Source organism: Sabulicella glaciei (genome assembly GCF_026183895.1).
Classification (GTDB): Bacteria; Pseudomonadota; Alphaproteobacteria; order Acetobacterales; family Acetobacteraceae; genus Roseococcus; species Roseococcus glaciei.
In genome coordinates, this window is sequence record NZ_JAPFQI010000012.1 from 54,606 (window position 1) to 68,762 (window position 14,157).

Sequence of the window (14,157 nt, forward strand, 5' to 3'; positions counted from 1 at the left end):
AGCGCACGGCAGCGGAACGGGTTGCGGTCAGCTCTCGTCCAGCCACTGGGCGTGAAGCGCCGTGATGCTCAGCGCCCGCGCCGGGAATGGGGGAAGCCGCCCCGCCTCCAGCGCCGCCTCGATCAGGTCCAGCGCGCCGTTCACGTCGCGGAAATCCAGTCCCGCGAGGGAGAGCACGTCATGCTCCCACCAGCGCAGCCGCGTCATCCTGGCGATCACCGCTTCCGGGAAGCGGGGACGGAGGAGGCGCGCCGGCACCCCGGCCGCGACGTGGAAGGCGGGCACGTCCCGCGTGACGACGGAACCCGCGCCGATCACCGCCCCGTCGCCGATCGAAACGCCGGAACGCAGGATGACCCGCGCCCCGATCCAGACATCGTGGCCAATGGAGACGGGGCTGTTGCTGTTGAAGGGACGAAGGGGCGCCTGCCGGGGCATCCCGCGCGCCGCGCGGAAGCCGTCCCAGCCATGCACATCCGGCACGTACTGCACCATGGAGGTGGAGAGCCAGTCCGTCGGGTGCTGGTCGGAGGCCACGTCCACCTCGGGTGCGACCGAGCAGAAGCGCCCGACGCGCGAGTGGCCCAGCTTGCCGCCATAAAGCCCCGTCATCGCCCCCACCCGCACCATGTGCCAGTCCGGGATGGCGGCGTGGATGACGCAGGGCGCCTCGAACTCCGCATGGGGGTGGAGGCGCTGGGTGGCGCCCGAAAGCTGGATGCCCTGGCGCCCGAGGAAGGCGCGGAAGGGCGGGGTGACCTCGACGAGCGTCGCGCTCACTTCGCGCACATCTCGAGGAACTGCGCCTCCGTCAGCACCGCGACGCCCATCTCCGCGGCCTTGGCGGCCTTGGAGCCGGCATCGGCGCCCACCACCACGAAATCCGTCTTCCTGGACACGCTCTTGGCGATGCGCCCGCCCGCCGCCTCGGCCTTCGCTTCCGCCTCGGCGCGCGAGAGGGTTTCCAGGCTGCCGGTGAAGACGACGGACTTGCCGGCGAAGGGGCCGTCTCCCCCGGTCTGCGCCGCCTCCGGCGTCACCTGGCGCAGCAGGTCGTCCAGCGCGGCGTTGTTGCGCGGCTCGGCGATGAACTCCACCACCTCCTGCGCAATGGCGGGGCCGATGCCGGCGATGGCCCCCAGTTCCTCCCGCGCCTCGCTGCCCACGATGCGCGCCGCCTCCATGGCTGCGCGCCAGCGCGCCACGTCGCCATAGTGCCGGGCCAGCAGCTTCGCGTTCTGCTCGCCGATGCGGCGGATGCCGAGGGCGAACAGGAAGCGCTCGAAGGGAACGACCCGCCGCCCCTCGACCGCGCGGAACAGGTTGCGGATGGAAAGCTGCCCCCAGCCTTCCAGGGTGCGGAGCTCGGCCTCGCGCTCCGGGAGGCGGAAGATGTCGGCCGGCGAGGACAGCCAGCCCTTCTCGTGCAGCAGGGCGATGCGCTCCTCGCCCAGCCCCTCGATGTCCATGGCGCGGCGGGACACGAAGTGCTTCAGCCGCTCCACCGTTTGCGCCGGGCAGACCAGTCCGCCCGTGCAGCGCCGCACCACCTCACCCGGCGGGCGCACGGCGTGGGAGCCGCAGGCGGGGCAGGTGCCCGGGAAGTCGTAGGGCGGGGCGCGCTCGCCCTCCGTGGGGGGCAAGGCCTCCACCACCTGCGGGATCACGTCGCCCGCGCGCTGGATCACCACGCGATCGCCGGGGCGCACGTCCAGCCGGCGGATCTCGTCCTCGTTGTGCAAGGAGGCGTGGGTGACGGTGACGCCGCCCACCGGCACCGGGCGCATCACGGCACGCGGCGTCAGCGCCCCGGTGCGCCCGACCTGGATCTCGATGCGCTCCAGCGTGGTGGTCGCGCGCTCGGCCGGGAACTTCCACGCGATGGCCCAGCGCGGCGCGCGGCCGACGAAGCCCAGGCGGCGCTGCCAGTCCAGCCGGTCCAGCTTGTAGACCACCCCGTCGATCTCGTAGGCGAGGCCGGGCCGCTCGGCGGAGATGCGGGCCTGGAAGCCGGGGGCGTCGCTGATCCGTTCCGAAAGCGGGTTCACCGTGAAGCCCTTGGCGCGCAGCCATTCCAGCCATTGCCAGTGCGTCTCGGCCGGAACCTCGCTCGCCTCGCCCATCGCATAGGCGAAGAGCTTGAGCAGACGCGTCGCCGTCACCGTGGGGTCGAGCTGGCGCAGCGAGCCGGCGGCAGCGTTGCGCGGGTTCACCGGGACGGGCACGGCCGGGCCCAGCTTCTCGCCACGCTCGCGCCGCGCCTCGCGCTCCTCGGCCAGCTTCGCCTGGGCCTTCCGGAAGGCGTGGAAATCCTCGCGGTCCATGAAGACCTCGCCGCGGATCTCGATGCGGGCGGGGAAGGGGGCAGGCAGCGTGTCGGGCAGGTCCTTCAGCGAGCGGAGATTGGCGGTCACGTCCTCGCCCACCGTGCCGTCGCCGCGCGTCGCGCCCTTCACGAAGCGCCCATCCTCATAGAGCAGGTTCACCGAAAGCCCGTCGATCTTCGGCTCCGCCACGAAGGGCAGCTTCTCGTCGGCAGGCAGGGCGAGGAAGCGGCGGATGCGCGCCTCGAACTCCGCGAAATCCGCCTCGCCGAAGGCGTTGTCGAGCGACAGCATGGGCGCCAGGTGGCGCGATTTGGCGAAGCCCTCGCTGGGCGCGCCCGAAACCTTCTGGGTCGGGCTGTCCGGGCGCAGCAGGGACGGATGCTCCGCCTCCAGCTGCTTCAGCCGGCGCATCAGCGCGTCGTACTCGGCGTCGCTGATCTCGGGCGCGTCGTTCTCGTAGTAAAGCTTGTCGTGGCTGCGGATCTCGGCGGTCAGGCGCTCGATCTCCGCCGCCGCTGCCTCGGTCGTCTCGCTCATGCCATGTCCGCCAGCCGGTCCAGCGCCGCGCCTTCCACGATCTCGCCGCTGAAGAGGCCCTCGCTCCGCGCGCCGATCGAACGGTAGAAAAGCAGCGCCTCGTCGTCGCCCTCGTCCACGCCCCACCACAGGCAGCCCGCGCCATGGCGCCTCGCGTCCCGCGCCAGGGCGGCCATCAGGCCGCGCGCGAGGCCGCGGCGGCGCGCGCCCGGCTCGACGTAAAGGTCCAGCAGCATGAGCGCGTCGGCTTGGCGCTCCGCGTCATAAACGAAGCCCGCCGTGGCGAAGCCGACAAGGGCGCCCTCATGCTCCGCGACGTGCAGCAGCGCCCTGGGCTCGGCGCATAGGAGGTCGCGCAGGACGATCTCCACCGTCATCGGCCGCGCCGGGGGCGGGCCGTCGAGGCTGTTGATCGCGTTGATCAGGGCGGCGACCTGCGCTTCCTCGCCGGCGCGGGCGGCGCGGATCACGCCGCGCCTTCCAGCAGCGCCTCGGCCGCGGCGCGTGCGGCTTCCGTGACACGCTCGCCGGCCAGCATGCGGGCGATCTCCTCGCGCCGGTCCTCGGCCTTCAGGGGGGTGACCCGGGTTTCCGCCGCCTCGCCGCGCACCGCCTTGGCGACGCGCAGGTGATGCGCCCCGCGCGCGGCGACCTGCGGCGAGTGGGTGACGACCAGCACCTGCAGCTGCTCGGCCACGCGCTGCAGCCTTTCACCCACCGCGGCCGCCGTGGCGCCGCCGATTCCCGCATCCACCTCGTCGAAGACCAGGGTGGGCACCGGCGAGCCGCGCGCCAGCACGACCTTGAGCGCCAGCATCAGCCGCGACAACTCGCCGCCCGAGGCGATCTTCATCAGCGCACCTGGCGCCTGGCCGGGATTCGTGGAAACCAGCATGGTCACCCGGTCCTGCCCATCCGGCCCCCAGGCTGCCTCCTCGCGCGGGAGGATCTCGAGGACCACGCGGGCCCGGTCGAGCTTGAGCGGCGGCAATTCCTGCGCCAGCGCCTTTTCCAGCTTGCGCGCCGCATCCTGCCGCGCGGCGGTCAGGGCACCGGCCGCACTGGCATAGGCGGTGCGCGACTCACGCCGCGCCGCTTCCAGCGCCGAGACGCGCTCCGTCCCGGCGTCTAGTGCGGCGAGGCGGTCGCGCAGCGTTTCCAGCAGCGCGGGCAGTTCCACCACCGGCACGGCGTGCTTGCGCGCGGCGGCGCGGAGCGAGAAGAGCCGGTCCTCCAGCACCTCCAGCCGGCGCGGATCCGGCATGGCATCGGCGGCGAGGCGCTCCAGCTGCTGCTCGGCCTCCGCCAGCGCATCCATGGCGGCGGCAAGGGCGGCCAGCGCCGCCTCGGCCGTGTTGTCCTTCTGGGCCGGCGCGCCGGGCAGGCGCTCCAGCGCACGGGCGGCGTTGCGGAGCGCGGCGGCGGGGTTGGTGCTGCGGCGGTCGCGCGGCTGCAACTCGGACAGGGCGGAGGCGATGGCTTCATTGCGGCGCTCGCCCTGCTGCAAGGCGGTGCGCTCCTGGCTCAGCGCCTCCTCCTCGCCCTCCTCGGGCGCGAGGGTGGAGAGTTCCTCGACGGCGTGGCGCAGCCATTCCTCGTCGCGCAGCGCTGCGGCCACGGCTTCTTCCGCCTCGCGCAGCGCCGCCTCGGCAGATTTCCAGGCGCGGTGCGCGGCGGCCACTACCCCGCGTTGCGCCTCGAGCCCGCCAAAGGCATCCAGCAGCGCGCCATGGGTGGAAGGATCGGCGAGGCCGACCTGATCGTGCTGGCCCTGCACCTCCACGAGTGTCGCGGCGATGCGGCGCAGCAGGCCCACTCCGACCGGCTGATCGTTCACGAAGGCACGCGAACGCCCATCGGCCTGCACGACGCGGCGCAGCACCAGCGCTTCCTCCGCCTCCATGCCCTGCTCGGCGAGGATGGCGTGGGCGGGATGGGCGGCGGGGGGCAGGAACACGGCGGCGACGCTGGCCTGGGACTGGCCCGCGCGCACCAGCCCAGCCTCCGCCCGCATGCCGAGGGCGAGGCCCAGGCTGTCGAGCAGGATGGATTTGCCCGCGCCGGTCTCGCCGGTCAGCACGGAAAGGCCCGGACCGAATTGCAGGTCCAGGCGCTCGATCAGCACCACGTCGCGGATGGAAAGGGAGGCGAGCATGGGGCTAGGCCCTGCGGCGCGGCTTCATCCTCAGAAGATGGTGTTCCAGGCGCGGCGGAACATCCCCGGACGGTCCTGCGGCGCGGGCAGGGCGCCCGGCGTCAACAACGCATAGCTGTCCTGGTACCAGGAGGAGCCGGGGAAGTTGTGGCCCAGCACGCTGGCGGTCCGCTGCGCCTCGTCCCTCAGGCCGAGGGCGGTGTAGATCTCGGTCAGGCGGTGCAGCGCCTCGGGCACGTGGTTGGTGGTCTGGTAGTCCTCCACCACGCGGCGGAACCGGCCGATCGCCGCGTTCAGCAGGCCCTGCCGCTGGTAGAAGCGGCCGATATTCATCTCCTTGCCGGCGAGGTGGTCGCGGGCGAGGTCGATCTTGAGCCGGGCGTCGCGGGCATAGGCCGTGTCGGGGAAGCGGTTCACCACCTCCTGCAAGGCCGTCATGGCCAGTTCCGTGCCACGCTGGTCGCGCTGGCTGTCGGAGATCTGCTCATAATAGGCGAGGGCGCGCAGGTAATGGGCGTAGGCCACGTCGCGATGCGAGGGGTGGAGCTGGATGAAGCGGTCCAGCGAGCCGATCGCCTCGGTGTAGCGGTTGCGCATGTACTCGCCATAGGCGCCCATGATCTTGGCGTTGGTTGCCCAGGTGGAGAAGGGATGCTCACGCTCCAGCGTGTCGAAGATCTCGACGGCCTGGGGATAGCGCTGCGCCTGCAGCGCCTCGATCCCTGCGGCGTAGAGGCCTTCGGGCGAGCGGTCCACGATGCCGGCGGTGGAGGATCGTTCGCGGAACAGGCTTCCCATCGAGCCGTCCCACTGCGTGATGCCGCAGCCGGAAAGGGGGAGGAGGACAGCCAGCAACAGAAGCGGGCGCGAGGGAATGGTCATGAGGTCGGGCATGGCTCCTTCGGGGCGCTGCATACCACGGAACGCGCCCGCCGCGAGGGGGCGCACCCGCCCCCTCGACCGGCGCCGCTCAGGCGGCGACGGGAACCCGCGTCTCGGCGGCCGGGATGGCGGCGCCAGCGAAGCGCCACGCCGAACGGTCGGCGAAAAGGGCGCGGAGCAGCTGGTTGTTCAGCGCGTGGCCCGAGCGGTGGCCGGTGAAGCGGCCATGGATCGGGTGTCCGGCGAGGGCAAGATCGCCCACCACGTCCAGCAGCTTGTGGCGCACGAACTCGTCGGGACGGCGCAGCCCGCCCGGGTTCAGCACCAGCGGGCCGTCCACCACCACCGCGTTGTGCAGTCCGCCGCCCTGGGCGAGGCCGAGCGAGCGGAGGTGGTTCACCTCCTCGGCGAGGGTGAAGGTGCGCGCATTGGCCAGCTCCTCGCGGAAGCTGTCGGCCGTGACGCGCAAGGAGAAGCGCTGCGTGCCGATCGCCGTGCCGGCGAACTCGATGGAAAGGGCGGCGTCGAAGAAGGGTTCCTCGCCCGGCTCCAGCTCGGCCCAGCCGCCCTGCGCGTCCTGCACGCGGACGGTCTTCAGCACCTCGATGGCGCGAAGCGTGCCGGGCTGCTCCGTGGTGCCGGCGCACTGGATCAGGAACAGGAAAGGCTCGGCCGAACCGTCGAGGATCGGCACTTCCGGTCCGTCCAGCTCGACCACCGCATCGTCGATGCCAGCGGCGGCGAGGGCGGCCATCACGTGCTCGACCGTGCCCACGCGGGCTTCCTTCTGGTCGGGCAGGCCGAGGGCGGTGCAGAGCCGCGTGTCCACCACGTGGTCGTGGCGTGCGGGAATGGTGACGTCGATGTCGGTGCGGTGGAACACGATGCCCTGGCCGGGCTGGCCCGGGCGCAGCGTCAGGGTGATGGACGCCCCGCTGTGCAGGCCCACGCCACGGCACGAGATGCTGGCGGCGAGGCGCCGGCGACGGCCGAGCGGAAGCTGTGCGAAACCATCCATGCGGTACGAAATCCCCTTGCTGAGTGACAGGACGCCCCCCGCGCCGTGCCGCTACGAGGCTCAGATGCCACTTCGCACCCGCGAAGGCCAGTCAAGCGTTGTTTCTTGATGTTTCGTCGCAAGGCATTGATTCGAAAAGCAATTACAAGCGATTCACTGCCCCATTTCGACCACATTTCTCCATGCCCTGAAATGCAAACGGCCGCCCCGTTTCCGGGGCGGCCGCGCAGATGCACGAAGGCGGTGCTTCAGTTGCTTTGGCGGCGCAGGAAGGCCGGGATGTCCAGGCCGTTCTCGTCCGGCTGGGCGACCGGGCGCGGCGTGGCGGCGCGAGGCTCCATCGCCGGCTCGGCCCGCGGCGCCTGGGGCTGCGGCTCGACCGGGCGCTTCATGGGCGCAAGGCCAGTGACCGAACGGAACAGCCCACGCAGCCCGCCGCCGAGGGCCGGCGACACTTCCGGCGCCGGGGCAGCGGCCGGCGCTTCCATGGAAACTGGCGGCGCGGCCACCGGAACCGGCTGCGGCATCGGCTGCTCCTCCACGTAGGGAAGGGGCTGCGCGACGGGCTGCGCGACCGGCATGGCGGCCTGGCGCAGCATGCCGGCCATGCCGGGGGCAGCCGGGCGGCGCGCGGCGGGCTGCACCGGCGCGGCCGGGCGCTGCGTCGCGGCCGGAGCGGCGGTGGCCGGGTTCACCACGGCGAGGCGCGGACCGGCGCTGGCCGCGGCGCTCGCCACGTCGATGCCCGTCGCGACCACGGAAACGCGGATGCGGCCGTTCATCGTGTCGTCGATGGAGGAGCCGAAGATGATGTTGGCTTCCTCGTCCACTTCCTTGCGGATGCGGTTCGCCGCCTCGTCCACCTCGAACAGCGTCATGTCGAGGCCGCCGGTGATGTTGATCAGCACGCCCTTGGCGCCGAGCATGGAGGTGTCCTCCAGCAGCGGGTTGCTGATCGCCGCCTCGGCCGCCTTCACGGCGCGGTCGTCGCCCTCGGCCTCGCCCGTGCCCATCATGGCCTTGCCCATCTCCGCCATCACGGTGCGGATGTCGGCGAAGTCCAGGTTCACAATGCCGGGATTGACCATCAGGTCGGTCACGCCGCGCACGCCCATGTAGAGGACGTTGTCGGCCATCTTGAACGCCTCGGCGAAGGTCGTGCGCTCATTCGCCATGCGGAAGAGGTTCTGGTTCGGGACTACGATCAGCGTGTCCACGAACTGCTGCAGCTCCTCCAGGCCGGAATCGGCGGCGCGCTTGCGCTTCGGCCCCTCGAAGTCGAAGGGCTTGGTGACGACGCCGACGGTGAGGATGCCGCGCTCGCGCGCCATGCGGGCGATGACCGGCGCCGCGCCGGTGCCAGTGCCGCCGCCCATGCCGGCGGTGACGAACACCATGTGGCAGCCCTCGAGGTGGCGGGCCAGCTCATCCGTCGCCTCCTCGGCGGCGGCGCGTCCGATCTCCGGCTTGGCGCCGGCGCCCAGACCCTGCGTCAGGTGCGGGCCAAGCTGGACGCGGCGCTCGGCGCGGCTGTTCAGCAGCGCCTGGGCGTCGGTGTTGGCCACGATGAACTCGACCCCGTCCAGGCCAAGGGCAATCATGTTGTTGACGGCATTGGTGCCGCCCCCGCCCACGCCGATGACGGCGATCCTGGGCGAGAAATCCGTGTGCTGCGTCACGGGCAACGTCAGGTTCAGCGTCATGGCCTGTCTCTCCTCACCCCCAGGATAGGACCTGTGTCGAGTCGGGTCTTCCCTCGTGAAACTCCCGACCCCCGGAAGAATCACAAACGCTCCCGGACCCATCGAACGAGGCGCGCCATCACCCCATCGCGCGGGACGGGGCCGGGCGCAAGGTCCAACAAGGGGCGACCTTCGCCCGCGGCCCAAGCCAAGAGCCCGACCACGCCGGAAAAGCCGGCGCCGGAGGCGGTTTCGGGCAGCCCGCGCACCATGCGCGGCCGGCCGAGGCGCACCGTCACCTCGCGCCCCAGGATGCGCGTCGCCAGCTCCCGCACGCCGATCAGCTGCGAGGCGCCGCCGGTCAGCACGATGCGCCGGCGCAACTCCAGCGGCAGGCCGGAGCCGTCCAGCCGGTCGCGCAGCAGCTCAAAGGTTTCCTCCAGCCGGGGGCGGATGATGCGCACCACCATCTCGCGCGGGACGCGGACGATCTGGTCCTCCTCCTCGCCCACCTGCGGGATGGAAATGAGTTCCGTCCGGTCCTCGGCGGATTCGAGGACGGAGCCGTGCATGGTCTTCAGCCGCTCGGCATGGGCGATCGGGGTGGACAGCACGCGGGCCAGGTCGTTCGTGACCTGCCAGCCGCCGACCGGAAGCTGCGCCGTATGGGTCAGCCGCCCCTCGGCGAAGGCGGCGAGGCTGGTCGTGCCCGCACCCATCTCCACCACCACGGTGCCCATCTCACGCTCGTCCTCGACGAGGGTGGCGAGGCCGGCGGCGAAGGGCGCGCTGACCATCTCCTCCGCCTCCAGCTCGCAGCGATGCAGCGTGACGCCAAGATTGGCGAGGGCGTGGCTCGCCGCGTCCACCACGTGCAGCCGGGCGGAAAGGGTGTCGCACACCATGGCGCGCGGATCCTCGACGCCGGCCGTCGCATCCACCTGGAAGCCAAGCGGGAAGGCGTGCACCGCCTCCCGCCCCTCGGAGGCGGTGCGGCGCACCCCTTCCGCCAGGATGGAGCGCAGGTCGCCATCGGTGACGGCGCGCCCGCCCACCGGCCAGAGGATGTTGTGGAGGCGGCTTTCCGGCTGCCCGCAAGAGAGGTTGGTGATGACGCCGGTCAGCAGGTGGTCGGCCATCTCCTCCGCATGGGCGACGGCGGCGCGGATGGACTGCTCCGCCGCCTCCATGTCCACGATGGAGCCGGCCTTGACGCCGCGCGACTTCTGCCAGCCGAAGCCCAGCGCGCGCGGGACGCCGTCGCCCTCGATGCGCGCGATCAGGCAAACCACCTTGGAGGAGCCAATGTCGAGCACGCCGAAGGGGCCGGAGCGGGCAGGGGCAAGGCGGCGGGACCGCGCAGGCGGCTCGGCCGCCTGGGGCTGGAAGCGGACGAGGTCCTTCATCCGCGCGGCGACCGGCTCGGGGCGGCAGGGGTCGCGGCGGCTGCGGGCGTGGGCGCGGCATTCGGCTGCGGGCGCAGCACCAGCCGGTCCGGCAGGCGCATGTCGACGGAGGCGAGCGGCCGGTCGAGCAGCTTGTCGCGCCCATGCAGCTCGGCAAGGCGGGCCAGGGCCGCGCCCTCGTGCCCCTCGGGCAGCAGGATGTCGGCGCCGTTGAGCAGGCGGAGATTCCAGCGCCGCTCGGAAACGCGGATGATGGCCTGCACGCGCTCGCCGATCTCGGGCGTCCCGCGCAGCAGGTCGATCATCGCCGCGGCGTGGCGCTCCGCCCCGTTGCCGACCACCAGCGGGAGGGGGCCGAAGGCCTCCAGCCGCTCCGACGCCATGACGCGGCCCTCGCGGTCGATCACGGAGAAGCGGCCATCCTTCTGCCAGATGGCGAAGGCGCGCCGCTCGACGAGGCGAACCAGCACGGTGCCGGGCAGTCGGCGCTCCACATGCGCCTCGTCCACCCAGGCGATCTCCTCCAGGCGCTGCTTCGCGGCATGGGGATCGAAGTCCAGGATGGGCTCGCCCGGCTGGGTCCGCAGGGCGAAGAGCAGTGCCTCACGCGGGGTGAATTCGCGCCCCTCGATGCGGATCTCCTGCACCGAAAGGCCGGGGCCGCGCCCCAGCGCCGCGAGGTGGTGTGCCGCGTCGCGCAGCCGCGCCGCCGGGTCGAGGGCGAGGAGGCCCAGCGACAGCGCGCCCAGCCCGCCCACGGCCAGGGTCGCAATGCCCGCGCCCTTCAGCCAGTTGCGCCGCCGCCGCATCCACAGCCGCAGGCGCGACGGGCGCTGCGGCGCCTTGGCCGTGGCGCGCTGCCGCGATTCCGCCGCCAGGCGCGGCCGTGCGTTGGTCGGCTCACGCGCCATGGCGCGCCTGCTCCACGATCCAGCGGCAAAGGGACGGGAAGGGAATGCCCAGATGCGCCGCCTGCTCCGGCAGCAGCGAGGTGGGCGTCATGCCCGGCTGGGTGTTCACTTCCAGGAGGTAGAGCTTGCCCGGCTCGCCCTCCGTGTCGTCGTAACGGAAGTCGGAGCGCGACACGCCACGGCAGCCCAGGGCGCGGTGCGCGGCCAGGGCCACGCGCTTCGCCTCCGCCTCGATCTCCGGATGGACGCGCGCGGGCAGGACGTGGCGCGAGCCGCCATCGGCGTATTTCGCCTCGTAGTCGTAGAACTGGTTGTCCGTCGCGATCTCCGTCACCGCGAGAGGACGGTCGCCCATCACCGCCACGGTCAGCTCGCGGCCCGGGATGAAACGCTCCGCCATGATGCGCGGGCCGAAGCGCCAGCCGCGCGCGATCTCGCGCCGCCGGTTGTCGCCCTCGCGCAGGATGGACACGCCGACGGAGGAGCCCTCGTCCAGTGGCTTCACCACGTAGGGCAGGGGGAGTGGGTCCTCCTCCTCCAGCTCCTCGGGGGAGACCACCTTGTGGGCGGCGACGGGCAGGCCATGCGCCTCGAACACCGCCTTGGCGGCCGACTTGTCCATGGCGACGGCGGAGGTGCGGACGCCGGAATGGGTGTAGGGCAGCCCCATCCAGTCCAGCACGCCCTGGATGCACCCATCCTCGCCGAAGCGCCCGTGCAGGGCGTTGAACACCGCGTCCGGCCGCGCGGCCTGGAGCGCCCCGATGGTGGCGGAAAGGTCGCTCCCCACCTCGATCGGCGTCACCGCGAAGCCCGCCTCGCGCAGCGCGGCCACGATCTGCCGGCCGGAGGAAAGGCTCACTTCCCGCTCCGCCGAGATGCCGCCGTAAAGCACTGCCACCGTGTTCATTGCGCGACCCCGATGCGCCGGATTTCCCAATGCAGCGGGACGCCCGAATGGGCAAGCACCCGTTCGCGCACCGCCTCGCCCAGCCCCTCGATCTCGGCCGCCGTGGCGCCGCCCGTGTTGACCAGGAAGTTCGCGTGCTTCTCGCTCACCATCGCGCCCCCGCGCCGGAGGCCGCGGCAGCCGGCGGCGTCGATCAGCGCCCAGGCCTTCGCACCCTCCGGGTTGCGGAAGGTGGAGCCGCCGGTGCGGGCGCGGACGGGCTGCGACGCTTCCCGCGCGGATCGGATCTCCGCCATGCGGGCGGCGATGGCGGCGGCGTCGCCCGGCGCGGCGCGGAACCGGGCCCGGACCACGACGCCGCGCTCCGGCAGGGTGGCGTGGCGGTAGTCGAAGCGGAAGGCGGCGGCCGGCAGGCGCTCGACGCCCCGCGCGGTCGCCACCTCGGCCCAGTCCAGCACGTCCTTCACCTCGGTGCCGTAGGCGCCGGCATTCATGGCAACGGCGCCGCCGACGCTGCCCGGGATGCCGCACAGGAATTCCAGCCCGGCGAGGCCGGCGGCGGCGGCGTGCTCGGCCAGCGTCACGTCCAGCGCGGCGGCGCCGGCCACGATGCCGTCCGCCTCGACCGCGACCGTGCCGAAGCCACGTGCCGGCAGCCGGACCACCAGCCCGGGAACGCCGCCGTCGCGCACGATCAGGTTGGAGGCCGCGCCGAGCACCGTGAGCGGCATGGCAGGCTCCAGCCCGGCCAGCAGCGCGACCAGATCCTCGGCATCGGCTGGTTTCGCCAGCAACTCCGCCGGGCCGCCGACGCGGAACCAGGTCTGCGGGCCAAGGGGTGCGTCCGCCTCCAGCCGTCCGCGCAGTGCGGGAAGGGTGAGGGTCCCGCTCATGCGCGCTTGAGCGGCACGAGCCGCCCCGATTTCGCCTGCAACTCGGAAAGCTGCGCCGGCAGGGCATGGGCCCAGCTCGTGATGTTGCCCGCGCCCAGGCAGACCACGAAGTCGCCGGGCTTGGCGATGGCGTTGATCATCTCGGGCAGGGCGTCGGGCTCGGGCAGGGGGACGACGGAGCGGTGGCCGCGCGCGCGCAGCCCTTCCACCAGCGCGTCCTTGTCCATGCCTTCCAGCGGCGCCTCGCCGGCCGCGTAGACATCAGCGACGATCACCGTGCCCGCATCGTTCATGCAGGTGCAGAACTCGGCGAAGAGCTGCTTCAGGCGCGAATAGCGGTGCGGCTGCACCACGGCGATCACGTCCCGCGCCCCCGCCTGCCGCGCGGCCTTCAGCACCGCCGCGATCTCGACCGGGTGGTGGCCGTAATCGTCGATGACGGCGATGCCGCCCGTCTCGCCGACGCGGGTGAAGCGCCGCTTCACGCCCTTGAACCCGGCCAGGGCCTGGCGGATCACGTCCTCCGGCACTTCCATCTCGACGCCCACGGCGATGGCGGCCAGGGCGTTCTGCACGTTGTGCTGGCCCAGCATGGGCAGGCGGAACGGCTTCATGGTGCGTGAGCGGCCGGTGGCGCGATCCTGCACCGTCACCTCGAAGGTGGCGCCCGCACGGTCGGTGAGCAGCTTCTGCGCCCGCACGTCGGCCTGGGGCGAGAAGCCATAGGTGACGAGGCGGCGGTCCAGCTTGGGGATCATCGCCTGCACGCCCGGGTGGTCCATGCAGAGCACGGCGAAGCCGTAGAAGGGGATGTTGCCGACGAATTGCGCGTAGCCGTCGCGCATCGCCTCCTCCGTGCCCCAATGGTCCAGGTGCTCGGCATCCATGTTGGTAACGACGGCGACCGTGGCGGGCAGGCGCAGGAAGGAGCCGTCGCTCTCATCGGCCTCGACCACCATCCATTCGCCGGTGCCCATGCGGGTGTTGCCGCCATAGGCGTTGACGATGCCGCCATTGATCACGGTGGGGTCGAGCCGCGCCTGCTCCAGCACGCAGGCGATGAGCGAGGTGGTGGTGGTCTTGCCGTGGGTGCCGCCCACCGCGATGCCCCATTTCAGGCGCATCAGCTCGGCCAGCATCTCGGCGCGGCGCACGACGGGGAGGAGGCGCTTGCGCGCGGCCTGGACCTCCGGGTTGTCCTTCCGCACGGCGGTGGAAACGACCACCACCTGCGCGTCGCCGAGGTTCTCCTCGCGGTGGCCGACATGGACGGGGATGCCCCGCTCCCGCAGCCGGGCGACGTTGTAGCCTTCCGCGATGTCGGAGCCCTGCACGGAATAGCCGAGATTGTGCAGCACCTCGGCGATGCCGGACATGCCGATCCCGCCGATGCCGACGAAGTGAAGCGTGCCGATGGACAGGGGCAATGCGCGCAT

The 14,157-nt window shown here is 72.0% G+C and carries 12 protein-coding genes; all 12 read right to left on the minus strand.

The features are described 5' to 3' along the window. Nucleotides 1-27: 27 nt before the first annotated feature. The 12 genes from OF850_RS23715 to murC all read right to left on the minus strand — a co-directional run bounded on the left by OF850_RS23715 (nt 28) and on the right by murC (nt 14,157). On the minus strand, nt 28-780 hold the full coding sequence (locus OF850_RS23715) for a CatB-related O-acetyltransferase (protein WP_368044695.1): 753 nt from the start codon (nt 778-780) through the stop codon (nt 28-30). Then, complete coding sequence (ligA, locus tag OF850_RS14930) at nt 777-2,864, minus strand: NAD-dependent DNA ligase LigA (protein WP_301591069.1); 2,088 nt, start codon at nt 2,862-2,864, stop codon at nt 777-779. Before ligA ends, OF850_RS23715 begins: the two co-directional genes overlap by 4 nt. Continuing rightward, nucleotides 2,861-3,334 carry a GNAT family N-acetyltransferase gene (locus OF850_RS14935; RefSeq protein WP_301591070.1) on the minus strand — a complete coding sequence of 158 codons (474 nt, stop codon included), beginning with the start codon at nt 3,332-3,334 and terminating at the stop codon, nt 2,861-2,863. The genes ligA and OF850_RS14935 overlap by 4 nt, the downstream gene beginning before the upstream one ends. After that, nucleotides 3,331-5,019: a DNA repair protein RecN gene (gene recN / locus OF850_RS14940; protein ID WP_301591071.1), complete on the minus strand. Its 1,689-nt coding sequence runs from the start codon at nt 5,017-5,019 to the stop codon at nt 3,331-3,333. Before recN ends, OF850_RS14935 begins: the two co-directional genes overlap by 4 nt. 30 nt (nt 5,020-5,049) lie before the next feature. Then, a complete protein-coding gene (locus OF850_RS14945) occupies nt 5,050-5,913 on the minus strand; it encodes an outer membrane protein assembly factor BamD (RefSeq protein WP_301591072.1) in 864 nt (287 codons plus the stop codon). Nucleotides 5,914-5,989: 76 nt separating this feature from the next. Beyond that, on the minus strand, nt 5,990-6,919 hold the full coding sequence (gene lpxC, locus OF850_RS14950; RefSeq protein ID WP_301591073.1) for a UDP-3-O-acyl-N-acetylglucosamine deacetylase: 930 nt from the start codon (nt 6,917-6,919) through the stop codon (nt 5,990-5,992). Nucleotides 6,920-7,167: 248 nt separating this feature from the next. Further along, entirely contained in the window at nt 7,168-8,622 is a 1,455-nt protein-coding gene (gene ftsZ, locus OF850_RS14955; RefSeq protein WP_301591074.1) for a cell division protein FtsZ, read from the minus strand. Between the two features lie 80 nt (nt 8,623-8,702). Beyond that, nucleotides 8,703-10,007: a cell division protein FtsA gene (ftsA, locus tag OF850_RS14960; RefSeq protein WP_301591075.1), complete on the minus strand. Its 1,305-nt coding sequence runs from the start codon at nt 10,005-10,007 to the stop codon at nt 8,703-8,705. Beyond that, entirely contained in the window at nt 10,004-10,918 is a 915-nt protein-coding gene (locus OF850_RS14965) for a cell division protein FtsQ/DivIB (RefSeq protein WP_301591076.1), read from the minus strand. The genes ftsA and OF850_RS14965 overlap by 4 nt, the downstream gene beginning before the upstream one ends. Continuing rightward, nucleotides 10,908-11,828: a D-alanine--D-alanine ligase gene (locus OF850_RS14970; protein ID WP_301591077.1), complete on the minus strand. Its 921-nt coding sequence runs from the start codon at nt 11,826-11,828 to the stop codon at nt 10,908-10,910. Before OF850_RS14970 ends, OF850_RS14965 begins: the two co-directional genes overlap by 11 nt. Continuing rightward, nucleotides 11,825-12,721, minus strand: coding sequence for a UDP-N-acetylmuramate dehydrogenase (gene murB / locus OF850_RS14975; RefSeq protein WP_301591078.1), 897 nt, complete (start codon nt 12,719-12,721; stop codon nt 11,825-11,827). Before murB ends, OF850_RS14970 begins: the two co-directional genes overlap by 4 nt. Next, complete coding sequence (gene murC / locus OF850_RS14980; protein WP_301591079.1) at nt 12,718-14,157, minus strand: UDP-N-acetylmuramate--L-alanine ligase; 1,440 nt, start codon at nt 14,155-14,157, stop codon at nt 12,718-12,720. The genes murB and murC overlap by 4 nt, the downstream gene beginning before the upstream one ends.